Origin of the sequence: Flavobacterium sp. 245 (assembly GCF_004362055.1) — a bacterium.
Lineage (GTDB): Bacteria > Bacteroidota > Bacteroidia > Flavobacteriales > Flavobacteriaceae > Flavobacterium.
In genome coordinates, this window is sequence record NZ_SNXB01000001.1 from 752,794 (window position 1) to 775,447 (window position 22,654).

23 protein-coding genes are annotated in these 22,654 nt (G+C 35.0%); 8 read left to right on the plus strand and 15 right to left on the minus strand.

From position 1 onward, the window contains the following. Positions 1 to 4: 4 nt before the first annotated feature. The 4 genes from feoB to EV145_RS03155 all read right to left on the minus strand — a co-directional run bounded on the left by feoB (position 5) and on the right by EV145_RS03155 (position 4,329). A complete protein-coding gene (gene feoB / locus EV145_RS03140; protein WP_133523764.1) occupies positions 5 to 2,104 on the minus strand; it encodes a ferrous iron transport protein B in 2,100 nt (699 codons plus the stop codon). Beyond that, positions 2,104 to 2,343, minus strand: coding sequence for a ferrous iron transport protein A (locus tag EV145_RS03145; RefSeq protein ID WP_133523765.1), 240 nt, complete (start codon positions 2,341 to 2,343; stop codon positions 2,104 to 2,106). The genes feoB and EV145_RS03145 overlap by 1 nt, the downstream gene beginning before the upstream one ends. Positions 2,344 to 2,446: 103 nt before the next feature. Next, the gene (locus EV145_RS03150; RefSeq protein WP_133523766.1) at positions 2,447 to 3,112 is read right to left on the minus strand and encodes an SCO family protein; all 666 of its coding nucleotides are present in this window, start codon (positions 3,110 to 3,112) and stop codon (positions 2,447 to 2,449) included. Positions 3,113 to 3,405: 293 nt separating this feature from the next. Continuing rightward, entirely contained in the window at positions 3,406 to 4,329 is a 924-nt protein-coding gene (locus EV145_RS03155; protein WP_133523767.1) for a DMT family transporter, read from the minus strand. 202 nt (positions 4,330 to 4,531) lie between these two features. On the opposite strand from EV145_RS03155, the gene EV145_RS03160 reads away from it, so the two are divergent. Next, positions 4,532 to 6,592, plus strand: coding sequence for a M13 family metallopeptidase (locus EV145_RS03160; RefSeq protein ID WP_133523768.1), 2,061 nt, complete (start codon positions 4,532 to 4,534; stop codon positions 6,590 to 6,592). A 57-nt stretch (positions 6,593 to 6,649) separates the two neighbouring features. Here EV145_RS03160 and EV145_RS03165 read toward each other — a convergent pair whose 3' ends face one another. The 11 genes from EV145_RS03165 to hemA all read right to left on the minus strand — a co-directional run bounded on the left by EV145_RS03165 (position 6,650) and on the right by hemA (position 16,204). Continuing rightward, positions 6,650 to 7,060, minus strand: coding sequence for a c-type cytochrome (locus EV145_RS03165; RefSeq protein ID WP_133523769.1), 411 nt, complete (start codon positions 7,058 to 7,060; stop codon positions 6,650 to 6,652). Between the two features lies 1 nt (position 7,061). After that, entirely contained in the window at positions 7,062 to 8,054 is a 993-nt protein-coding gene (gene hemB, locus EV145_RS03170; RefSeq protein WP_133523770.1) for a porphobilinogen synthase, read from the minus strand. Between the two features lie 166 nt (positions 8,055 to 8,220). Beyond that, positions 8,221 to 9,123 carry a fructose bisphosphate aldolase gene (locus EV145_RS03175; RefSeq protein WP_133523771.1) on the minus strand — a complete coding sequence of 301 codons (903 nt, stop codon included), beginning with the start codon at positions 9,121 to 9,123 and terminating at the stop codon, positions 8,221 to 8,223. 63 nt (positions 9,124 to 9,186) lie between these two features. Next, positions 9,187 to 10,125 carry a DUF4421 family protein gene (locus EV145_RS03180; RefSeq protein ID WP_133523772.1) on the minus strand — a complete coding sequence of 313 codons (939 nt, stop codon included), beginning with the start codon at positions 10,123 to 10,125 and terminating at the stop codon, positions 9,187 to 9,189. Positions 10,126 to 10,206: 81 nt separating this feature from the next. Then, the gene (hemF, locus tag EV145_RS03185) at positions 10,207 to 11,109 is read right to left on the minus strand and encodes an oxygen-dependent coproporphyrinogen oxidase (protein WP_133523773.1); all 903 of its coding nucleotides are present in this window, start codon (positions 11,107 to 11,109) and stop codon (positions 10,207 to 10,209) included. Next, positions 11,099 to 11,650, minus strand: coding sequence for a GNAT family N-acetyltransferase (locus EV145_RS03190; protein ID WP_133523774.1), 552 nt, complete (start codon positions 11,648 to 11,650; stop codon positions 11,099 to 11,101). Before EV145_RS03190 ends, hemF begins: the two co-directional genes overlap by 11 nt. Before the next feature lie 2 nt (positions 11,651 to 11,652). Then, positions 11,653 to 12,030 (minus strand): hypothetical protein, encoded by a 378-nt coding sequence (locus tag EV145_RS03195; RefSeq protein ID WP_133523775.1) that lies wholly within the window; start codon positions 12,028 to 12,030, stop codon positions 11,653 to 11,655. A 76-nt stretch (positions 12,031 to 12,106) separates the two neighbouring features. Next, the gene (gene hemE, locus EV145_RS03200) at positions 12,107 to 13,135 is read right to left on the minus strand and encodes a uroporphyrinogen decarboxylase (protein ID WP_133523776.1); all 1,029 of its coding nucleotides are present in this window, start codon (positions 13,133 to 13,135) and stop codon (positions 12,107 to 12,109) included. A gap of 105 nt (positions 13,136 to 13,240) precedes the next feature. Then, positions 13,241 to 13,915 carry a uroporphyrinogen-III synthase gene (locus EV145_RS03205; protein ID WP_133523777.1) on the minus strand — a complete coding sequence of 225 codons (675 nt, stop codon included), beginning with the start codon at positions 13,913 to 13,915 and terminating at the stop codon, positions 13,241 to 13,243. Further along, on the minus strand, positions 13,915 to 14,838 hold the full coding sequence (gene hemC, locus EV145_RS03210) for a hydroxymethylbilane synthase (RefSeq protein WP_133523778.1): 924 nt from the start codon (positions 14,836 to 14,838) through the stop codon (positions 13,915 to 13,917). Before hemC ends, EV145_RS03205 begins: the two co-directional genes overlap by 1 nt. A gap of 115 nt (positions 14,839 to 14,953) precedes the next feature. Next, on the minus strand, positions 14,954 to 16,204 hold the full coding sequence (gene hemA / locus EV145_RS03215; protein ID WP_133523779.1) for a glutamyl-tRNA reductase: 1,251 nt from the start codon (positions 16,202 to 16,204) through the stop codon (positions 14,954 to 14,956). 227 nt (positions 16,205 to 16,431) lie between these two features. Between hemA and EV145_RS03220 the strand changes: the two genes are divergently transcribed. The 7 genes from EV145_RS03220 (at position 16,432) to EV145_RS03250 (ending at position 22,368) form a co-directional block, all read left to right on the plus strand. Continuing rightward, a complete protein-coding gene (locus EV145_RS03220) occupies positions 16,432 to 17,304 on the plus strand; it encodes a helix-turn-helix domain-containing protein (protein ID WP_133523780.1) in 873 nt (290 codons plus the stop codon). 3 nt (positions 17,305 to 17,307) lie between these two features. Beyond that, on the plus strand, positions 17,308 to 17,670 hold the full coding sequence (locus EV145_RS03225) for a hypothetical protein (RefSeq protein ID WP_133523781.1): 363 nt from the start codon (positions 17,308 to 17,310) through the stop codon (positions 17,668 to 17,670). Between the two features lie 155 nt (positions 17,671 to 17,825). Next, positions 17,826 to 18,839, plus strand: a complete 1,014-nt coding sequence (gene hemH / locus EV145_RS03230; RefSeq protein WP_133523782.1) for a ferrochelatase — start codon at positions 17,826 to 17,828, stop codon at positions 18,837 to 18,839. Between the two features lie 62 nt (positions 18,840 to 18,901). Continuing rightward, positions 18,902 to 19,450, plus strand: a complete 549-nt coding sequence (locus EV145_RS03235; RefSeq protein WP_133523783.1) for a CopD family protein — start codon at positions 18,902 to 18,904, stop codon at positions 19,448 to 19,450. A 141-nt stretch (positions 19,451 to 19,591) separates the two neighbouring features. Next, positions 19,592 to 21,007 carry a sensor histidine kinase gene (locus tag EV145_RS03240; RefSeq protein WP_133523801.1) on the plus strand — a complete coding sequence of 472 codons (1,416 nt, stop codon included), beginning with the start codon at positions 19,592 to 19,594 and terminating at the stop codon, positions 21,005 to 21,007. Between the two features lie 10 nt (positions 21,008 to 21,017). After that, positions 21,018 to 21,800 (plus strand): enoyl-CoA hydratase/isomerase family protein, encoded by a 783-nt coding sequence (locus EV145_RS03245; protein ID WP_133523784.1) that lies wholly within the window; start codon positions 21,018 to 21,020, stop codon positions 21,798 to 21,800. A 169-nt stretch (positions 21,801 to 21,969) separates the two neighbouring features. After that, positions 21,970 to 22,368 (plus strand): hypothetical protein, encoded by a 399-nt coding sequence (locus EV145_RS03250; protein ID WP_133523785.1) that lies wholly within the window; start codon positions 21,970 to 21,972, stop codon positions 22,366 to 22,368. Positions 22,369 to 22,654 lie beyond the last annotated feature (286 nt).

The following is a 22,654-nucleotide window of genomic DNA, read 5'->3' on the forward strand; positions in this document are numbered from 1 at the left end:
ATTTTTATTTTAATAATTGATAAGCTAATAAGGCTGTAAAATAAGCCAGGCCACTCATGAAGACCAACTGCATTGCAGGCCATTTCCATGAATTCGTTTCTTTTTTAGTAATGGCAAGTGTACTTGCGCACTGCATAGCAAAAGCATAAAAGAGCAATAATGAAATACCAGTGGAAAAATTAAATACTTTTTGTCCGGTATCAGGATGAATTTCTTCCTGCATTTTACTTTTTATAGTTGCTTCGTTATCACTGTCACCAACGCTGTAAATGGTAGCAAGAGTTCCCACAAAGACTTCGCGTGCTGCAAACGAGCTGATTAATGCAATTCCGATTTTCCAATCGTAGCCTAAAGGTTCGATTGCCGGTTCGATTGCTCTTCCCATTAATCCGATGTATGAATTCTCAAGTTTTTGTGAATTCACTTCGTTTTCAAATTGAACTTCTGTTAAAGCTGTCGTTGCAAATTTTTCTTTTACGATAGCTTCTGCTTCGTTAAAATCTTTTCCAGGCCCGTATGAAGCTAAAAACCATAAAATAACAGATATTGCCAAGATGATTTTACCCGCGCCAACAATAAAAGCTTTCGTTTTCTCTACAACATTAATTCCGACGTTTTTAAAAAGAGGCATTTTGTAATTCGGCATTTCGACAACAAAATAGGTTTTTGATTGAAGTTTTAAAACTTTATTCAAAATATAAGCCGATATAATTGCTGCAGCAAATCCTAAAACATACAGAAACATTAAGGTTAATCCCTGAAGATTTAAAATACCAAAAACACGAGTACTCGGAATCACTAATGAAATTATAATCGCATAAACTGGTAATCTTGCAGAACAGGTTGTAAACGGAGTTACTAAAATGGTAATCAGGCGTTCTTTCCAGTTTTCAATATTTCGAGTTGCCATAATAGCCGGAATTGCGCAGGCAGTTCCTGAAATTAAAGGAACAACACTTTTGCCCGAAAGCCCGAATTTGCGCATTATTTTATCCATTAAAAATACTACACGGCTCATATAGCCACTTTCTTCTAAAATAGAAATGAACAAGAACAAAAAGGCAATTTGGGGAATAAAGATTATAACCCCGCCAATACCCGGAATAATTCCCTGAGAAAGCAAATCGGTTAAAATACCACTTGGCAATTCTTTGGCTGTCCATGCACTTAATGATGCAAAAGTGCTGTCAATGAAATCCATAGGAATGGTTGACCAGCTGAATATCGACTGGAAAATCAAAAATAATATGGCAAAGAAAATGACATAACCCCAAACTTTGTGCGTTAAAACGCGGTCAATTTTTGCACGAACGTCTTTTGCAATTGAAGCGTCGATTTTTAAACCTTCTTTTAGAACATCATTTATAAATTGATAACGTTTGATTGTTTCTTTTTGCTGTAAACGCTTTAATTCAGAATGTGATTTAGTAAACGTGCTTCGGATTTCATTTCGATCCAAGTTCGAAAAATTAACGTCCTGCGTGATGACAAGCCATAATTTATATAACAATTGGTTGGGAAACGCATGCTGCAGTTTTTTGAAATATTCTTCATCAATTACTGAAGCGTTTAAGCAAGGTTCGTGCGGAATGGTTTTATACGAAACAATTAATTCTTTTAATGCATCGATTCCTAAACCTTTACGTGAGCTTACTAATGCAATTTTAGTTTTTAGTTTTTCTTCTAAAAGCGGAATATCTAGAGAAATTCCTTTTCGTTCCATGCGATCAGACATATTGATGACTAAAATAGTTGGAATTTCAAGGTCTTTTATTTGTGTGTAAATCAGTAAGTTTCTCTTCAGATTTTCAACATCGGTTACCACTACTGCAACATCGGGATATAATTTGTCGTTTTTGTTGAGTAAAAGTTCAATAACAACGCTTTCGTCCATTGAACTGGCATTCAAGCTGTACGTTCCTGGCAAATCCAGAATATTGGCTTTAATATTGTGCGGAAGTTTGCAGAATCCGATTTTTTTCTCAACCGTAATTCCGGGATAATTTCCAACTTGCTGATTTAAACCCGTTAATTGATTAAAAACAGAAGTTTTTCCGGTATTTGGATTTCCAATAAGGGCAACATTAATATTTTGAACACTCATTACAAATTGGTTTTGATAAGTTCAACTTCAATTTCACGAGCTGTTTCAATACGAATTGCAACATGCGAGCCGTTAATGTCAAGATATAAAGGATCTCCAAAAGGAGCAATTTGTAGTAATTCGACTTCACTGCCTGGCAAACAACCCATTTCTAATAATTTTAAAGGAATAAGATCGATATCAAAATCTTTGATAATGGCTTTTTCGCCTTTTTTCAGAGTGTGAATTGTATTTTGCAAAGCTTATTTAGATTGAATTTAGATTGCAAAAGTAGGCAATTATTCTTTATTTCAAGGTATTTAACACTTTTGAATATGCTAAATCTTTCTAAAAATAAGGGATTTACTCTTTACACAAAAAATCAATGTCTTCTAAAAGACGTTTAATTTCTTCCTTATTGGTTCCGTCATAAAATCCACGAACACGTCTTTTTTGATCAACTAAAACAAAATTCTCTGTATGAACCATATCGTAAAGTTGATCTGGTCTTCCAAGTTTTACTGCCAGATAGGATTTTCTGGCCATGGTGTAAATCTCTTTTTTCTCACCAGTTACTAAATTCCATTTACTGTCAACAACACCATATTTTATGGCATATGCTTTTAAAACCGAAACGCTGTCAACCTCTGGAAAAACGGTGTGTGAAAGCAACATTACCTTCGGATTGTTTAAAACTGCTTTTTGTACATCAACAAGATTAGTTGACATTTTTGGACAGATGGAGCCACAGGTTGTAAAAAAGAAATCGGCAACGTAAATTTTTCCTTCGTAATTTTTTTGAGTAATGGTGTCGCCATTTTGGTTTACAAAAGAAAAATCGGCAATAGTATGGTATTTGCTTTTGTATTGAATCGTACTGTCTACCAATTCTGGATTTACATCAGAAGGGTTGTAAATGGGAAGCGTTTTTTGTGGTTTTAAAGCCGAATAAAATAAAGATATAGTGACAACCGAAAATAGAATTAAAACAATAAAAAATTTGCGGTATTTATATAAAAGCGATTTCATAAAAATAATTTGGCGCAAAAATACAAAAAGAGCTTTTTAAAAGCGACGGCTATAACACTTTTTAACAAGGTTTGAGGTTTAATCTCGCAAAGTCGCGAAGACGCAAAGTTTAATTTTGAAATTAAAGATTAGTTTTCAGTTTGTCAGGCTGAGCGAAGTCGAAGCCCTGGAAGTTACTCTGTATGCAAAATGGCCAATCGTTGTGGAACTACTTCCGAGGCTTCGACTTCGCTCAGCCTGACAAACATTTAAAAGCTTTGCGACTTTGCGAGATTAAATCGCAATGAATTGTTTTAAACTTTCGGCTTTCGTATCGATTTGTTTACCAAATATATTCCGATCAGAGTGACAATACCGCCAATAATTATAGCTTGCGTAAGCATTTCTCCAAAAATAATAAAGCCTAAAACCATCGCAACGATCGGATTTATATAGACGTAAATACTGCTGATTTCGGTTGGAAGATGTTGCAACGTATAGATAAAAGCGATAAAAGTCAAAACAGAACCAATTATTACAAGATAGCCAATTGACCACCAAGATGCAGTTGGAATTGCAGTTAATGAAATGTTCATTCCTAAAGGTTCTGTAATTCCGAAAAGTATAAAACTGGAAAGCAGCATTTGAAGGCCTAAACTAAAATACGGATTAAAACTCGCTGCTTTTTTCTTGATAAATAAAATTCCGAAAGCCCAAGTTATTGTAGAAATGATAGTCAAGAAGATTCCGAATTGAAAATCAGGTTTGAAAAACTCGGTCAAATGGTCCATAAATATTATACAGATCCCGCCAAAACTGATTAAAATTCCGGTTATGGCGAGTTTTGCGACGCGTTCGCCATTGAAAAAGTTGATGATTATAATCCAAATTGGAAAAATGGCACTAATGATTGCTCCTAAACCGCTGCTGATGTATTTTACGCCCCAAGTGCTCAAGCCGTTGCTGCATACAAAATTCAAAAAAGCAAGAATCAGAATCGTAATCCATTGCTTTCCTCTAGGCCAAGGTTCTTTTTTCCAGAGAAAATAACCAACATAAATTAGCCCCGCTAAAAACTGGCGAATCATTGCTAATTGAAGGGCTGGCATATGTTTTACACCTTCTTTTGATGCAAGCCAGGTTGTTCCCCAGCCAAAACTTACCCAGCATAAAGCTAGAATTGGAAATCCAATTAGTTCAATTTTTCCTGAAACGGCATTCTGAATTTTTGCTTTCATTTTGAGTTTGATTCGATTCACAAATATTCCAAAAAGTATTTAAAATATTGGGTATAAATCGCACAGATTATTGATGAAAGTTTTTGCTGCATTCCATTCAAATATTGAATATTAACTCGCAGCTTTAATTATTGGAAAATTTTAACATAATATTCAAAATAATAACAATACGTTTGTATATATACTAAAACAATAAATTATAATGATTAAAAAGCTTACTAAACCTATGTTTTGTGTAGTTTCTGCAATGTTATCAATAACTGCAGTTCAAGCTCAAGATGCAAAACCAAAAGAACCAGGTATCAATATTGCCAATATGGATACAAAAGTGAGTCCGGGTCAGGACTTTTTTCGTTATGTAAACGGAGCTTGGCTTGACAAGACTGAAATTCCTAGTGATAGAAATTCATGGGGAAGTTTTAATGAATTACGTCAAAAAACAGACGAGAATTCTCTTGCTATTTTGAAAGAAGCTTCGAAAAATCCGAAGTATAAATCAAATACTGATCAAGGTAAAGCAATTGCTTTGTTCAACACTATCATGGATACTGTTGGAAGAAACAAAAGAGGAGTTACACAACTTCAACCTTATTTGAAGAAAATTGACGCAATTAAAAATGTGGCAGATCTTCAAAACTATATTACTGAAATGCAGCTTTCTGGCGGATCAGGTTTCTTTGGTGTTTATGTTGGAGCCGATGCTAAAAACAGTAATAAAAATTCAGTAAACTTAGGTCCTGGTACTTTAGGATTGTCTGATAAGGATTATTACAATTCAGATGATAAAGATTCTAAAGAAAAACGCGAGAAATATGAAGTTCATGTTGCTCGTATGATGCAATTTATTGGAGAAGCTCCAGCAAAAGCAAAAGAAAGTGCAAAACAAATTTTGGCTTTAGAAGTTGAAATGTCTGCACCAAGATTGGATCGTGTTGAAAGAAGAGATAGAAGAAAACAATACAACCCAACTGCTGTTGCTGATTTGAAAAAGAATACACCATCAATTCAATGGGAAAAATATTTCATCGGAATTGGAATGGCAAAATTAGATACTGTAAATGTGGCGCAGCCTCGTTACATGATCGCTTTAGAAAAGACTTTTACTGAAAAGAAAGTAGAAGCTTGGAAAGAGTATTTAAAATGGTCGTTATTAAACAGAGCTGCTTCAACTTTGACTACAGAAATTGAAAACGCAAACTTTGATTTTTACGGAAAAACATTAACTGGAGCTTTAAAACAACGTCCACGTGAGGAAGTTGCTTTACAAGTTATCAACGGAGCAACTGGTGAAGCTTTAGGGAAACTTTATGTTGAGAAATTATTCCCAGCTGAAGCAAAAGCAAAAGCAAAAGACATGATTGCTAATGTTATGTTGGCTTATGAAAACAGAATCAATGCTTTGCCGTGGATGTCTGCTGAAACTAAAGTTAAAGCGATTGAAAAATTAAAAAAATTAACGGTTAAGATTGGATATCCTGACAAATGGAAAGATTATTCAAAATTAGAGCTTAAAGATGTTAAGGAAGGCGGAACTTATTTTGATAATATGAAAAGTATTTCAAAATGGGCTTATGCAGACAATTTAGATAAATTAGGAAAACCTGTTGATAAAACAGAGTGGGGAATGTCTCCGCAAACGGTTAATGCTTATTTCAATCCGTCTTACAACGAGATTGTTTTCCCAGCAGCGATTTTACAACCGCCATTCTACAATTACCAAGCTGATGCTGCTGTAAATTATGGTGGAATTGGAGCTGTAATTGGTCACGAAATCTCTCACGGTTTTGATGATTCTGGTGCACGTTACAATGCAGACGGAAATCTTGTTGACTGGTGGACAGCTGACGATTTAAAACAATTTACTGCTCTTGGTGGTGAACTTGCCGCACAATACAGCGCTTTAGAGCCATTGCCAGGAATTCACGTTGATGGTAAATTTACTTTAGGTGAAAACATTGGTGATTTAGGTGGAACAAATGCTGCTTATGATGGATTACAATTGTATTTGAAAGCAAACGGAAATCCTGGATTAATTGACGGTTTCACACCAGAACAGCGTTTCTTTATTTCTTGGGCTACAGTTTGGAGAACAAAATCTAGAGACGAAGCAATCAAAAGTCAGGTTAAAACTGATCCGCATTCTCCAGGAATGTACAGAGCAGTTGTGCCAATCCAAAACTTAGATTCATTTTACCAAGCATTCGGAATTAAAAAAGGAGATGCTATGTATGTTGAACCAGACAAGAGAGTTAAAATCTGGTAATCTTATAAAAAGTAAAACGGCGCTTATTTAAGCGCCGTTTTTTTTATGTGTGTTTTTTTATTTTGAATAGCTGTTGATGTAAGCTTCAATTGCTTTTAATTCTTCATCAGACATTTCTTTGGTTATTGCAAAATTGGTCTGCATTACTGCAAACTGACTCGGGTCAACAATAGGATCTGCGTTTCCTTTTAAGAATGTTGCGATGTCACCTTTTTTGTCTTTATAGATTTTTGCTATTTCCTGAATGCTTGGTCCAATAACTTTTTGATCAGGCTGATGACAGGAAGTACAATTTCCTCTTCCCTCAAAAATTTCTTTTCCTAAATCTACTGGAGTTTTGACTGTCGCCGATTCTCCTTCGGAAGATGCTTCGGTTGTACTTTCAGATGACTTTCCAAAAGGTTCCTGACTTTCTTTTTTGCATGACGCAAACGCTAAGACGGTGGCTAAGAATACTGCTTTTTTCATTTTATTTATTTAGAATTACAGCAGCTTCTTTTGCAAAATAAGTGGAGATAATACTAGCACCCGCACGCTTAATGCAATAAAGTTGCTCTATCATGATTTTATCGTGATCTAACCATCCTCTTTCTGCTGCGGCCTTTACCATAGCGTACTCACCAGATACTTGGTAAACAGCAACTGGCACGTGAACGGCATTTTTTACCTCACGAACGATATCTAAATAAGCCATTCCGGGTTTTACCATTACGATGTCTGCGCCTTCTTCAACGTCTAATAATGCTTCGCGGATTCCTTCAATTCTGTTGGCATAATCCATTTGATAGGTTTTCTTGTCTTTTGGAATATTTTGAGAATCTACCGGAGCAGAATCCAAAGCATCACGAAATGGTCCGTAAAATGCTGAAGCATATTTTGCACTATAACTCATTATCCCCACGTTATGGTGACCGTTTTCTTCTAACGCTTTTCTGATTGCCAAAACTCTTCCGTCCATCATGTCGCTTGGCGCTACAAAATCGGCTCCGGCTTCAGCATGGCTTAAACTCATTCGGGTTAATGCATCAACTGTTGCATCGTTGATTAATTGACCGTTTTCTATAATTCCGTCGTGGCCGTAAATTGAATAGGGATCTAGAGCCACATCCGGCATTACAATCATTTCAGGAACTGCATCTTTTATCGCTCGGATTGTCTGTTGCATTAAACCGTCTTTATTCCAGGCTTCAACACCTTTATTGTCTTTTAGTTTATCACTTACTTTTACGTAAATATTAACCGCTTTGATTCCTAAATCCCAAGCTTCTTTTACTTCTTTGATGGTGTTATCTAAAGAATGACGATAAATTCCTGGCATTGACGGAATCGCAACTTTTACATCTTTTCCTTCAGCAACAAACATTGGAAGCATAAAATCTTGTGGACTTAAACTTGTTTCACGAACTAAAGAACGAATAGATTCATTGGTTCTTAAACGGCGGTTTCTTTGTAATGGGAACATTGTGTTTTTGTTTAAAGTTTCAAGTTTCAGGTTTCGCTGAAATTGAATATTGTTATTGTATTTGAATTTTAGATTTTAGAATGCAGATTTAGATTTTTCTGCAATCTTATTTTTATTAATTGATTGATAGATGCTTTCGACTTAAGACTTTAATCTTTCGACTAAATTATGTAATCGAAGCTTCGTAAATCTCTTTGATGGTTTGACCAATTTTAGTATTAAAATCTGCATCAGATTGACCTGCAGAAAGCCCTTCTGATAAAGCTCTTGAAAAACTGGCAATCAATCCGTGGTTTTGTGCTAATTTTTGATTTGCTTCATCTTGTCCGTATCCGCCGGACAATGCGACAACGCGCACAACATGTGGATCTGACATTAATTCACTGTAAAAATCATTAACAGTCGGAATCGATAATTTCAGCATTACTTTTACATTTTTATCTAATAAGCTAAGCTGTTTCTTGATCTCTTCTTTTAGAATTTCTTCTGATTTTGCTTTATCAGAACTGTAAATATCAACTTCAGGCTCGATAATCGGAATTAATCCTTTTTCAAAGATTTGTAAACCAACTGCAAACTGCTGTTCAACAACTTCGCGAATTCCTTCTGGATTTGCTTCTTTAATAACCGAACGCATTTTAGTTCCAAAAACATTTCGCTCTACTGCTCGGGTTAGCAAATCATCTAAATTAGAAATCGGCTTCATGATTTGTACTCCGTTTGAAAGATCAGCAAGTCCTTTGTCTACTTTTAAAAACGGAACTATGTTCTTTTTCTCCCATAAATAATCGGCCGTCCATTGTCCGTCGATTTTGCGATCCATTGTATTTTCAAATAAAATAGCTCCTAAAATATATTCACTGTCAAACGCAGGACTCTTAATAATTCGGGTTCGCATTTCATGAACAAGTGTGTACATTTCCTCTTCATTCGCATAGCTGTTTTCTTGTACGCCATATTGGGCTAAAGCTTTTGGAGTACTTCCGCCACTTTGATCAAGTGCGGCGATAAAGCCTTTTCCGGAATGCATACGATTTAATTGTGCCGTTTTTACATCTTTCTTTTCCATAATAATGATTTTTAATTATTAGAAATCCATGCTTATGCTTGTTTTTGTTGTTTTGAAGGCTTTTTAAAGGCCTATTTTCTTATTTGCTTTGTCGTATACTTCTTTTACTTTTTTTGGAGGATCAAATCGATATCCTGCAGAAATTTTTAAAGTGACAACATTATCATTCAATCGCGGATCGACTTTTTCGTCCTGAGCAAAACTTACTGAATTAAGACTTGCAAAAGCAAAGAAACGATCTTGATTATAGGCTAATTTTAAATTTAAATCGGCTTGATATAATGCTGAGGTATCTCCATCACTAACATTGATTCCAGCACCCAATGCAAGTCCTGCCCCAATTAAAACGCGATCACTTATTACAAAATTATAAAAATAAGATGGAGCTAGCGTAAAAACGTAAATATCGCCGGGAGATGTATCTGGGGTGTTTAAATCGATATTCGTGTAATAAAAGGAGAAAGTAGGAATAAAACTTCCCGAACTTTTGGTTTGCCATTCGTTTTGGCTTACCAGCGTTTTAAAGGAAAATTTATCATTAAAAACATAAGCTGTAGAGCCACCGATTTTCATAGTGCGCATAGCAGGCAATTGTGCCGTTATATTGTTATCCTTCACATAAAACCCTTTTTGATTTATGTAAGTGAAAGATTGCATCCATTTTTTATAATAAAAACGGGTGTTGAAATTAAAGTGTTTGGAATGCGAATCACCAGTATTGCCCCCAAGAAATTTTGGTGCAAAACCAATCGTAACATCAATAATTTTATAATTCAAATTAAAACCAATTTGTTCTCTTCTGTTCGGAATAAGATTCAAATATACTTTTGGTTCCTGCGTATCTGAAGCGATTTGAAAACTATTAGAAGTGTCTAAATAATAAACGCTGGCCGTAATTTTATCATTATATGATTTAAAATAAGGGTTTTGTAGCGTGTCTTTTTGGGCAAAACAGCCAAAAATACTTCCAAAGAATGCTATGTAAATCAGTTTTAGCTTCATACAAATTATATTAGTTGGGATTATATCACCTATTAAACAGGGTATAAATTTTATAAATATAGCATTCCTGTGGGACTTAGTCTAAACCCAATCAATTGGATTTTCTAATACATTTACCAATTTCTCTTCTTCGCTTCCGGCTTCTGCATGATGATCATAAACCCATTGCACGTGCGGTGGCAAACTCATTAAAATACTTTCAATTCGTCCATTCGTTTTTAATCCGAATAAAGTTCCTTTGTCATGAACCAGATTAAACTCCACATAACGTCCACGACGGATTTCCTGCCAATTTCTGTTTTCAGGAGTATAGGCTAAATTCTTTCTTTTCTCCACAATTGGAACATAAGCTTCTAAGAAACTATTACCAACTTCAGATACGAAATTGAACCAGTTTTCCATTGACATTGACTCATTTGCTTTGCAATAATCAAAGAATAAACCACCAATTCCGCGGGCTTCGTTTCTGTGCTCATTCCAAAAATAAGCGTCACACTGTTTTTTATATTTCGGGTAAAACTCCAAATTATGTTTGTCACAAGCGGTTTTACAGGTTTGATGAAAGTGTCTTGCATCTTCTTCAAACAAATAATAAGGCGTTAAATCCTGTCCACCGCCAAACCATTGTTCTATCACTTTTCCATGTTCATCGTACATTTCAAAATAACGCCAGTTTGCGTGAACGGTTGGTGTCATTGGGTTTTTTGGATGTAAAACCAAACTTAATCCGCAGGCAAAAAAATCAGCTTCGCCTACGCCAAACATTTTCTGCATCGCTTCAGGCAATTTCCCGTGAACGGCTGAAATGTTTACACCTCCTTTTTCGAAAACCGCACCGTTTTCAATAACGCGTGTTCTTCCGCCACCGCCTTCCGGGCGTTTCCAAAGATCTTCACGGAATTTTGCCGTTCCGTCAACAGCTTCTAATCCGGCACAAATTTGATCTTGTAGATTTTGTATGTATGCGTAAAATTTATCTTTCATGAGTATTGTATTCTGATTTAAGCAATCCGAAATAAACAGTATTCTGCAATTCGCCATCACCATCTCTAAATTCGTCCCGTAAAATTCCTTCTTGTTTGAAATTGTGTTTTAATGCAACCCGCTGGCTTGCAAAGTTAATTTCTTGTGTGCAGATGAAAACTTTGTTCAGCTTCAATTCGTTGAAAGAGAATTCAAGTGCATTTGAAACCATTTTTGATGTGATTCCCTTTCCCTGATAATCTTCATGGGTAAAATAACCTAATTCACATTTTGAGATGCGATAATCTATCGTTTTTAAGCATAAATAACCAATCAAAGCATTGGTTTTAATGTCTCGTGCGTAAAAATAAAACCATTCATTATTTTTTTCTTTATCCCGACTGACTGCCAGAAAATCTTTAGCTTTCTCTAAAGAATCAGAATTGGCAAGGGTTACCGGAAAAGTTTTGTGGATGTGTTTTTTATTTTTATTGACCAGCGTGAAAAACTCTTCAGCAGAAACGTTTTCAATTCTATCTATTTTCCAATCTGTAAAACTCATGTTTATTTGTTTTTAGCTGAGGCGATTTTGGCATTTATTCCAAAGGAGAAAACTTTGCTTTCTCTTTGTATATATTGGTAAAGAGCTAGCGCTTTATTTTCAAAATTATAGTTTTCAACTTTTGAAAATTCCATTAAAAAATCGGCAAACTGTTCTAATTGATTGAAATCTAAATGACGACGAACTACTAATGTAATCAATTCATCATCTTCATAATCAATTAAACTTTCAATGTTTAAACCGAATTCTTTTAATTGATTTTCAATATCAAATTTTTCATCATCGGTTAAAGGCTGAGGTACAAAATCAAGAGAGCGCAATGTTTTTAGAACATTGTCAATTCTGATTGCTTCGTCGTCTCTTAGGCCTTTGTTGAGCATTTCTTGTAAGTTGATGGTTGTAAGTTGATGGTTGATAGTTATGAGGTGCTAACAACTATCAACCGTCAACTATTAACTATTTTACTCCGTATTCCTTAACCGCGTCAATAAACGCTTTTGCGTGATCAACAGGGATATTTGGTAAAATTCCGTGACCTAAATTTACGATATATTTATCTTTTCCAAATTCGTCGATCATTTCGTGAACCATCTTTTTGATAGTCGGAATTGGAGAAAGCAATCTTGAAGGGTCAAAGTTTCCTTGTAAAGTAATGTTTCCACCAGACAAGTAACGAGCATTTCTAGCCGAACAAGTCCAGTCAACTCCTAATGCAGAAGCTTTACTTTTACCCATTTCGCCAAGAGCGAACCAACATCCTTTTCCGAAAACAATAACCGGAGTTACCTCAGCCAAAGCGTCAACAATCTGGTTGATGTATTTCCATGAAAATTCCTGATAATCAACCGGAGAAAGCATTCCGCCCCAAGAATCAAAAATCTGAACAGCATTTACTCCCGATTTTACTTTTTCTTTTAAATATAAAATTGTTGTATCGGTGATTTTTTGCAATAAAGTATGTGCTGCAGCTGGGTTTGAAAAACAGAATCCTTTTGCAGTATCAAAACTTTTAGAACCTTTTCCTTCAACAGCATAGCAGAAAATTGTCCAAGGCGAACCAGCGAAACCAATTAATGGCACTTCGTCGTTCAACATTTCTTTAGTCAATTTCACAGCATCAAAAACGTAACCTAAAGTTTCATTTACATCTGGAACGAAAACTTTATGAACATCAGCCAAAGAACGGATAGGATTAGGAATTATCGGTCCCAAATTATCTTTCAATTCTACGTGAATTCCCATTGCACGAGGAACTACTAAAATATCTGAAAATAAAATTGCAGCATCTGGCGCAATTCGGCGAATAGGCTGTACGGTAATTTCAGCAGCTAATTCAGGAGTTTCACATCTTGTGAAAAAATCATATTTATCACGAAGTTCTCTGAATTCAGGTAAATATCTACCTGCTTGGCGCATCATCCATACCGGCGGACGTTGAACAGTTTCTCCTTTTAATGCTTTTAAAAATAGGTCGTTTTTTAACATTTTTTATTGCTTTAGGCTTTAAGCTTTAGGCTTTAAGCGTTTGTTTGTTTTAGTTTTTTTGCTTACAGCTTATAGCTGCATCATTTTTAGCTTATTGCCTAAGGCTTAAAGCTTATTGCTGTATTCAACAATTACATCCTCAATCACATCCTCAATCGTTGGCTGGTCTGCGATGATGATATTTTTTGTGATTTTATGTAAAGCTTCGGCAGTGGTTTCGCCAATGCAAAAGCAGGTTTCTTTTTTAATAGTATTGTCTTTCAAATAACTGTCAACACCAGACGGACTAAAAAATAAGATCGCGTCAACAGCCGTTTTTATTTTTTGAGGCTGTAATGAGGTTTCGTAAACCTGAATTTCATTAAGCTGTATTCCGGCTTCTTTTAAAGCATTTGGCAATGTCTCTCGTCTTAAATTTCCACTAAAAAAAGTATAACTTTCATTGCGATAAATCAAAGTAATAATTTCTGCTAAATCTGAAGCGTAGCCTGTATATGCCACAACATTGAATCCATTTTCAGACAAAAGAATCTTTGTTTTTAAGCCAACGCAATACACGTTTTTGCTTTTAAGTTCTTCTGATTTTGGATTTGATAAAATACTGTGAACGGCATTTTGACTTGTAAAAATTAAACTTTCGTTGAGGTTTTTAAGTTCGAAAGGTTTGTTTTCGGTTTTGATGAAATCGGCTTCGATTAATTCAATTCCGGCTTTGGTCAACTCTTGTTTGTGAAGAGGAGATAATATTTTAGTAGATAATATCTGAGTTGATTTTGCCATTATTTTTTTAGGGATTCTTTAATTTTCTGCATTAATTCCGTTCCGCCATTATTCAAAATCTCTTGAGCTGAATGAAAACCTAACTTTTTCCATTCTGAAATATCAACTGTTTTGTTGATTTCTAGTTTTTGTTTCCCATCGATAGAAAGTAAAACACCTTGAAAATGAAGTGTATCTTCGTCTTCATTATAAGTAACCAAAGCTCCGATTGGCGCTGTACAGCCACCTTCAAGTGTTCTTAAAAACTGACGTTCAATATAGGTGCAAATTTCAGTTTCGATATCATTTAACTGCGAAAGTGCATCAAGCGTATAATTGTCATTCTCCATCGCCACAACAAGCATTGCTCCTTGTGCGGGCGCCGGAATCATCCAATCTAAATTGATATAATTCTCAGGTTTTAAGTTAATTCGCTCCAAACCTGCAGCTGCAAAAACGGCTCCATCCCAATTATTGTCCTGTAATTTTTGCATGCGTGTATTTACATTGCCGCGTAAATCAACTACAGTATGATTTGGGTATTTGTTAAACCATTGGGCCTGACGACGTAAACTTCCTGTCGCAATTGTGCTCGGGTTTTCGAAATCAGGATTTCCTTTATGAACTAAAATATCTAAAACATTGGCTCTTTCTAAAACTGCCGCCTGAACGATTCCTTGTGGTAAAGCCGTTGGAACATCTTTCATGGAATGCACTGCGATATCACAATCGCCATTAATCATGGCAATGTCTAGCGTTTTGGTAAAAATTCCGGTAATTCCGAGTTCGTAAAGCGGTTTGTCCAGAATAATATCGCCTTGAGATTTTACTGCAACAATTGAGGTTTTATAACCTAAATCGTTTAGTTTTTTCTCGACAGTATGTGCTTGCCAAAGTGCTAATTCGCTATCGCGCGTTCCAATTCTGATTGTTTTTTCAGCCATTTTGTTGAATTTCACCATATAAGTTATATAAGAAATTTAAGCAGTTTGGATTAAACAACAATTAACCGTTTGCTATTAAAATGAACTTATATGACTTATATGGTTTAAAATTTATTTAAGATGCTTTTATTTTGAAGACTTTTTCGATCCATTCGATACTTGCATCGACCATGGTGTCGTCGTCTTTTAAATGATTTGCGAAATGAGTAGTGATTTTTTGGATGATTCGGTTACTGATGATTTCAGCTTGCGCTTCGTTGAAATCAGCAATTTTTTTGCTTTGGAAATCTAACTCTGAAGCTTTGATTGCGTTTAGTTTTTCTTTTAAGGCATTAATTGTCGGGGCAAATTTTCGGCCTTTCATCCAAATGACAAATTCTTCTTTGATTTCTTCGATGATTGCTTCCGCTGCCGGAATGTGTAATTTTCTGTTTTCCAAAGTCTCATCTGTCAGTTGCGACAAATAATCCATGTGAATTAAAGTTACGCCTTCTAATTCCTCTACATTTTCATTTACGTTTTTCGGAATAGACAAATCCAGAATCAATAAAGGTTTTTTTAGATTCAAAATCGCTTTGTCAACCGTTGGGTTTTGCGCGCCAGTTGCTACAACCACAACATCGGCTTTTTGAAGTTCTAAATGAAGTTCCGAATAATCTTTAACAATCAGATTTAGTTTTCCGGCCAATTTCTCAGCTTTGTCTTTCGTTCTGTTGATTAGAGTAATATGTTCGTTTTTAGTATGTTTTACTAAATTCTCACAAGTATTTCTTCCAATTTTTCCAGTTCCGAAAAGTAAAATATTTTTATTGCTGATGTCTTCAACATTCTTTAAAATATATTGTACCGATGCAAAAGAAACCGAAGTTGCTCCAGAACTGATTTCTGTTTCGTTTTTAATTCTTTTGCTCGCCTGAATTACTGCATTCACCAATCTTTCCATGAAATTATTGGCCAATCCCATTGATTTTGAATGAACAAAACTAGTTTTGATTTGAGATATAATTTCAAAATCACCCAGAATCTGACTATCAAGTCCGGTTCCTACACGAAATAAATGATTTATTGCTTCTTGATTTTTGTAAACGAAACCAACTCTTTGAAAAGCATCAACAGAGCCGTTGCTGTTGTCGCAAATAAGTTTTATTAATTGAAATGGATGTTCAGCAAAACCGTAAATTTCAGTTCTGTTGCAAGTTGAAGTAACTAGTAAACTTTCTATTCCATCGCTTTTAGCCTGTTCAAGCAAACGCGTTTTAGCAATTGCATCCAAACTAAATTGACCTCTGACCTCAGCATCAGCTTTTTTATAACTCAGACCAACTGAGTAAAAATAAAGGTGTTTCGGTACGTTATTGTTTTCCATAAATTCACTTTCATAAAAGTGCAACAAAATTATTACTATACTGTTTATAAAAGTAACGCTAAAAGTACTTTTTATATCGCTGTATGTTTTTTTGAACCTAAATAGGTGTTTTTGAGTAAAAAGGACTATTTTTGTAGCAAAATCAACTCATTTCAAGTTATTTGTTTAGAGTGATTCTAAATAACATTTTGTGTTTGTTTTGATTTTCGTTTAAAAAAAATATCGCTATGAGTTCTCAAGAAGTTATAAAAATTGAAGACGACTTTACGCTGATCCGTTTTCAAAATGACAGTTTAGAACCTTTTTCTGCACAGCACGAAATTGGTACTGGCTTGATACAGTTTCACTTCGGGATAAAAGGCAATGCGAAATTCTTATTCAATCAAGGTTCTTATGCTTTAGATTTGAAGGAAGAAAAATCGCTCCTTTTATATAATCCCCAAAAAGAATTACCGCTGAATTTAGAACTCGCTCCAAACTCGTGGGTGATTTCGGTAATTGTTTCCATCAAAAAATTTCACGCGTTGTTTTCTGCAGAAGCCGATTATATTACTTTTTTAAGTCCTGATAATAAGGACAAAAAGTATTATAATGAAGGAAATATTAGTCCGTCGATGGCGATTGTGCTGAGTCAGTTGTTTCATTATAACCTTCATCCATCGATAAAAAACCTTTATTATAAAGGAAAAGGATACGAATTATTGAGTTTGTATTTCAATCGAACCGAAGATCCAAACGCAGAACAATGTCCGTTTTTGATTGATGAAGATAACGTCTTAAAAATCCGAAAAGCCAAAGAAATCATCATCGCCAATATGGCCGAACCGCCGGGATTGCAAGAACTGGCAGATGAAATTGGTTTAAATTTAAAGAAACTCAAAATGGGTTTCAAACAAATTTACGGCGATACGGTTTACGGTTTTCTATTCGATTATAAAATGGATTTCGCTAGAAAACTTTTAGATAGCGGATCTTATAATGTAAACGAAGTGGGATTGAAAATTGGCTATAGCACAGGAAGTCACTTTATAGCGGCGTTCAAAAAGAAGTTTGCCACAACTCCAAAGAAGTATTTAATGTCGATTAATACGAATGTGTAATTAATGAAAAAAGTAATTTTCCTGGTTTTAATTGTTTTTTTGAGTTGTAAATCTGAAGAAAATTCTCTTTTGATTGAATATAGAAATATGGCACTTCTTGATATTAAAACAGATAGTGTAAAGACATTTGGTTTTGGATTACCACTTCCACCACGTGATTCATTGGAGTTATTGAAAGAGAATAAAAAAATAGCAATTTATAAAAAATACGGTTTGTATAGCAAGAATTTAGGATGTATTGTTGGAGACAAAGAATTAGATGAAGCAACAAATGAGTACAGAAAAATAACAGATATTTATCTTGAGAAGAGAAACGGAAAAGCTTGGAGAGAAAGATTGAAGGAAGAAGTAAATAATATAAATTGAAGGGATAATGAAGCATCAATTTTACAAATCAAAGTATAATTAAAAAGTAATAATTATCATATTTCTAAAAAGTTACAAGCAATACTTTTGACGAAATTTTTAAAAACAAATAAAAAGCTTAAAGCCTAGAGCTTAAAGCCTAAAGCAAAAAAATAATGAAAGGCGTATTATTAGTAAACTTAGGATCTCCAGAAAGTCCAACTACAAAAGATGTAAAACCATATTTAGACGAATTTTTAATGGATAAATACGTGATCGATGTTCCGTATTTGTTGAGAGCATTTTTAGTTCGTGGCATTATCCTAAGAAAAAGACCGGAAGAATCAGCACATGCATACGCTAAAATTTGGTGGGAAGAAGGTTCTCCATTAGTGGTGCTTTCTGAAAGAATGCAGAAAAAAGTACAGCCTTTGGTAAACGTTCCAGTTTCTTTGGCAATGCGTTACGGAAGTATGACGATTGAAAAAGGTTTACAGGAATTGCACGATAAAGGAGTTACTGAAGTAATGCTTTTTCCATTATATCCGCAATATGCAATGGCTTCGACTTTGACGATTTTGGTAAAAGCTGAAGAAATCCGCAAGAAGAAATTCCCTAATATGACTTTTACAGATGTTCCTGCGTTTTACAACAAACCAGATTACATCAAGAATTTAGCCGATTCGATTCAAAAACACTTAGTCGGTTTTGATTATGATCATTTATTATTCTCTTACCATGGAATTCCGGAGCGTCATATTCGCAAAACAGATGTAACCAAATCACATTGTAAAATTGATGGTTCTTGTTGTAACACGCCTTCGCCGGCGCATGATTTCTGTTACCGTCATCAATGTTATGAAACAACCAGACAAGTCATAAAATTATTAGGACTTCCAGCTGATAAATACAGTCTGACTTTTCAATCGCGTTTAGCGGGAGATAAATGGTTAGAACCTTATACAGATGTTGAAATTGATAACATGCCTGCAAAAGGAATCAAGAAGTTAGCAGTTGTAACACCTGCTTTCGTTTCGGATTGTTTAGAAACTCTGGAAGAAATCGCCATGCGCGCCAAAGAAGATTTTGAAGCAAAAGGAGGCGAAGAATTCTTAGCGATTCCGTGTTTGAATGATGATGATGAATGGTGTCAGACGGTTAGTAACTGGATTAATGACTGGGCAAAATAATATTTGTTTCAAGTTAATCAACTTTGAAAAAAAACTGAAACTTGAAACCTGAAACAAAAACTATGGAATATTATAATTATCTAAAATCACTGCATCTTATATTTGTAATAACTTGGTTTGCAGGTTTGTTTTATATTGTGCGTTTGTTTGTGTATCAAATTGAAGCCAATGAAAAACCTTCGCCGGAAAAAGAAATTCTTCAGGCGCAATACAAAATAATGGCCTATCGTTTGTGGTACATTATTACTTGGCCGTCAGCAGTTTTGGCTAGTATTTTTGCATTTTGGATGTTGTTTTTTACTGAAGCCGGTCATATTTGGATCCAAATGCCATGGATGCACGTAAAATTATGTTTCGTTTTTCTTTTATATTTATATCACGGAAAATGCCATCAGATCTTCAAACAATTGCAAAATGATGAGGTGAAATATTCGAATAATTTTATGCGTTTATGGAATGAAGGTGCAACGATTATTCTATTTGCCGTTGTCTTTTTAGTAGTTTTAAAAAGTGCTGTCAACTGGATTTTCGGCGTAATCGGAATTGTTTTATTTTCGGTTTTAATTATGCTGGGCTTTAGATTCTACAAGAGAATTAGAGAAAGAAAATAGTTTTTTTAGTTTCAAGTTTCAGGTTTCAAGTTGCCACCGCGACAAAACCTGAAACTTGAAACCTGAAACAAACAAAACAAAAATATGTTTAACAACTTCAAAATGACAATGCTGTCCCTTCGTACCAGGATTTTCCTGTCGATGATTGTATTGATTGTTGTGGCATCTTTTTTATTGGCTTCGATTTCGATTATTCAGTTTAAAACGGAGGCAAAAGAATATCATCAGGAACGATTAGAGCGAAAAGAAAATGCAGTAAAGGAGCATATTCAGTATGTGCTTTCAACTACAACATATCCACTGAAAACTGGGAATTTAGATTTAATATTTAAAGATAAAATCCACGAATTAGCTCAGATTCACAAAATCGAAATTAATATTTACAGCCTTGACGGAAAACTGCTGAAATCTTCAAAAGAGTCTTTTGCTGTTGACAAAGCACCACCTCCAATTCCGGAATATATTCTGAAATTAGTCCGTTCCTCTATCGAAAAGCGTTTTGTAGATATTAAAACCATTGACGGAGTTAAAAACAGATCATCATACAGTTTAATAAAAGACGAGAAATTCAAACCACTCGGAATTCTAAATCTTCCTTATTTAGAAGATGACGGTTATTACGACAATGAGTTAAATACCTTCTTGATTCGTTTAAGTCAGGTATATTCTTTTATGCTTATCGTAGCTTTTGGATTGGCCTATTTCCTTTCGACATATATCACAAAATCGCTAAAAACCATTTCAGACCGTTTAGAAGAAACCAATCTGGATCAGAAAAATGAAAAAATTGTTTTAGAAGCTAACAGTAAAGAAGTCAACTTCCTGATAAAAGCGTATAATGGAATGGTTGATAAACTCGAAACGAGTGCCATAAAATTAGCGCAAAGCGAACGTGAAGAAGCTTGGCGCGAAATGGCTAAACAAGTTGCTCACGAAATTAAAAATCCGCTTACGCCGATGCGTTTAACGGTTCAAAGTTTTCAACGAAAGTTTGATCCTTCAGCTCAGGATGTAAAACAGAAAATGAACGATTACTCCGAAACCTTAATTCAACAAATTGATACCATGACAGCGGTGGCCTCGGCATTTTCGAACTTTGCTTCTATGCCCGCACAGCAAAATGAAACTTTAAATGTGGTTGAGGTTGTCGAATTGGCTTTGGATATTTTCAACGAAGACTATATTGTTTTTGAAAAAGATGAAGAAGAAATCATTTCCAAAATGGATCGTACGCAATTGATTCGTGTGATTACCAATTTGGTTAAAAATGCAACACAGGCAATTCCTGAAAGCCAATTTCAAAAATCGATTGTTGTTACCGTAAAAAGACGAAATAACAATGTTGAAATCGCGGTAAAAGACAACGGAATCGGAATCCAGAAACAAGATATCAGCCGAATCTTTGAACCAAAATTTACCACCAAAACCAGCGGTATGGGACTTGGACTTGGAATTATAAAAAACATCATAGAAAATTACAAAGGAACAATTACCTTTGAATCAACATACGGAAAAGGAACCACTTTTAGGGTTTCTTTGCCTATTACAAACTCATAAAATCAGCGTCATGAATTACGAAAATATTTTAATTGCTATCGAAGAGAGAATTGCAACAATTACAATTAACAGACCAGCTAAATTGAACGCTTTAAATAAGGAAACAATTAGCGATCTAAGTAAAGCAATCAAATTATTAAGCAAAAATGAGGAAGTTCGTGCTATTATTTTAACCGGAAGTGGCGAAAAAGCTTTTGTTGCTGGAGCCGATATTTCGGAATTTGCAAACTATACTGTTGTTGAAGGTGCGCAATTGGCGGCAGAAGGTCAGGAAACTTTATTCGATTTTATCGAAAACCTTAAAAAACCTGTTATCGCAGCAGTAAACGGTTTTGCACTTGGCGGCGGATTAGAATTAGCGATGGCTTGTCACTTTAGAATCGCATCAGATAATGCAAAAATGGGATTGCCAGAAGTTACTTTAGGATTAATTCCTGGTTACGGAGGAACGCAACGTTTGCCACAATTAGTTGGTAAAGGCCGTGCGATGGAGATGATTATGACTGCAGCGATGATTTCTGCAGAAGAAGCAAAACAATATGGTTTAGTAAATCATGTTGTGCCACAAGCTGAACTTTTGTCGTTTACAACGGTTATTGCACAAAAAATCATAAAAAATGCTCCTTTTGCTATAGCAAAAGCAATAAAAGCAATCAATGCTAATTTTGAAGATGGCAAGAACGGATTTGATACTGAAATAAAATCGTTCGGAAAATGTTTCGGAACGCAGGATTTTAAAGAAGGAACAACAGCGTTTTTAGAGAAAAGAAAAGCTGAATTTACAGGAAAATAATTTTTTTCTAACCGCAAAGGTCGCTAAGATTTACGCAAGGCTCGCAAAGTTTTTTTAATTTCCTTGTGTCCTTTGCGTAAATCTTAGCGACCTTTGCGGTTAAAATAATAGACAAAGGTTTTAAAAACTTAGAACCTTAGCATCTCAGAACCTTAGCACCTTTAAAAAAATGTACGAACCAATATTTTCTCTTTTTTGCGAACGCGTTAAAGAAAGTATCCAAGCCGGAACTTTCGCAAAACTAACTTTGGCAAAAACAATGGGTGACACCGAAATCAAAAACATTTATTTCAGACTAGTTCTGAATGAAGATGACACTTTTTCCATTTCATTAACTTCTCGTTACAAAACAGAAGAAATCGAAAGCATTCATACTCTTGATGAAGCTTTATTAGTTTTGGGAACTTATATTAAAAAACCCTTTTTGACGGCACTTTTGTTTACGACTGATAACGATGTAACATTCAAAGTAAATAAGAAAAACGCAGGAAGCATTATCGAGCAAGAACCGACATTTAAAAATGCTTCGCCGGTTATGTTGGAAATGATTGAGAAGGGGATTGTTTAGTTTTAGGAGCTAATCCCGGTATCCGTTACAAAAAGATTTCGACTACTATCCGGGTCTATGGATCCCGTTCAACAGAAAATTTATCGGCTAGTTTGTCATTTCGACGTAAGGAGAAATCCTCGCAAGTAACTCCGCAACGATGATCCAATCTTTGTCGAGCTTCTCGCGAGGATTTCTCCTTACGTCGAAATTGTAAAAGTCACTTATTTCGGTAACGGATTTATCATTTCGATTGGCTTTTTTCCATCAATACCTTGATGTGGTCTTTCATGATTGTAATAATATA

Excerpts from the sequence above, each read along its gene's own strand:
- EV145_RS03175 (WP_133523771.1), bottom strand. The coding sequence starts at position 9,123 with ATGGAAAAGAAAGATGTAAAAACGGCACAATTAAATCGTATGCATTCC.
- EV145_RS03195 (WP_133523775.1), bottom strand. The coding sequence starts at position 12,030 with ATGCTCAACAAAGGCCTAAGAGACGACGAAGCAATCAGAATTGACAAT.
- hemC (WP_133523778.1), bottom strand. The coding sequence starts at position 14,838 with ATGGCTGAAAAAACAATCAGAATTGGAACGCGCGATAGCGAATTAGCA.
- hemF (WP_133523773.1), bottom strand. The coding sequence starts at position 11,109 with ATGAAAGATAAATTTTACGCATACATACAAAATCTACAAGATCAAATT.
- EV145_RS03235 (WP_133523783.1), top strand. The coding sequence starts at position 18,902 with ATGGAATATTATAATTATCTAAAATCACTGCATCTTATATTTGTAATA.
- EV145_RS03190 (WP_133523774.1), bottom strand. The coding sequence starts at position 11,650 with ATGAGTTTTACAGATTGGAAAATAGATAGAATTGAAAACGTTTCTGCT.
- EV145_RS03165 (WP_133523769.1), bottom strand. The coding sequence starts at position 7,060 with ATGAAAAAAGCAGTATTCTTAGCCACCGTCTTAGCGTTTGCGTCATGC.
- EV145_RS03205 (WP_133523777.1), bottom strand. The coding sequence starts at position 13,915 with ATGGCAAAATCAACTCAGATATTATCTACTAAAATATTATCTCCTCTT.
- EV145_RS03160 (WP_133523768.1), top strand. The coding sequence starts at position 4,532 with ATGATTAAAAAGCTTACTAAACCTATGTTTTGTGTAGTTTCTGCAATG.
- EV145_RS03155 (WP_133523767.1), bottom strand. The coding sequence starts at position 4,329 with ATGAAAGCAAAAATTCAGAATGCCGTTTCAGGAAAAATTGAACTAATT.
- hemB (WP_133523770.1), bottom strand. The coding sequence starts at position 8,054 with ATGTTCCCATTACAAAGAAACCGCCGTTTAAGAACCAATGAATCTATT.
- feoB (WP_133523764.1), bottom strand. The coding sequence starts at position 2,104 with ATGAGTGTTCAAAATATTAATGTTGCCCTTATTGGAAATCCAAATACC.
- EV145_RS03180 (WP_133523772.1), bottom strand. The coding sequence starts at position 10,125 with ATGAAGCTAAAACTGATTTACATAGCATTCTTTGGAAGTATTTTTGGC.
- hemE (WP_133523776.1), bottom strand. The coding sequence starts at position 13,135 with ATGTTAAAAAACGACCTATTTTTAAAAGCATTAAAAGGAGAAACTGTT.
- hemA (WP_133523779.1), bottom strand. The coding sequence starts at position 16,204 with ATGGAAAACAATAACGTACCGAAACACCTTTATTTTTACTCAGTTGGT.
- hemH (WP_133523782.1), top strand. The coding sequence starts at position 17,826 with ATGAAAGGCGTATTATTAGTAAACTTAGGATCTCCAGAAAGTCCAACT.
- EV145_RS03225 (WP_133523781.1), top strand. The coding sequence starts at position 17,308 with ATGAAAAAAGTAATTTTCCTGGTTTTAATTGTTTTTTTGAGTTGTAAA.
- EV145_RS03245 (WP_133523784.1), top strand. The coding sequence starts at position 21,018 with ATGAATTACGAAAATATTTTAATTGCTATCGAAGAGAGAATTGCAACA.
- EV145_RS03240 (WP_133523801.1), top strand. The coding sequence starts at position 19,592 with ATGATTGTATTGATTGTTGTGGCATCTTTTTTATTGGCTTCGATTTCG.
- EV145_RS03220 (WP_133523780.1), top strand. The coding sequence starts at position 16,432 with ATGAGTTCTCAAGAAGTTATAAAAATTGAAGACGACTTTACGCTGATC.
- EV145_RS03150 (WP_133523766.1), bottom strand. The coding sequence starts at position 3,112 with ATGAAATCGCTTTTATATAAATACCGCAAATTTTTTATTGTTTTAATT.
- EV145_RS03250 (WP_133523785.1), top strand. The coding sequence starts at position 21,970 with ATGTACGAACCAATATTTTCTCTTTTTTGCGAACGCGTTAAAGAAAGT.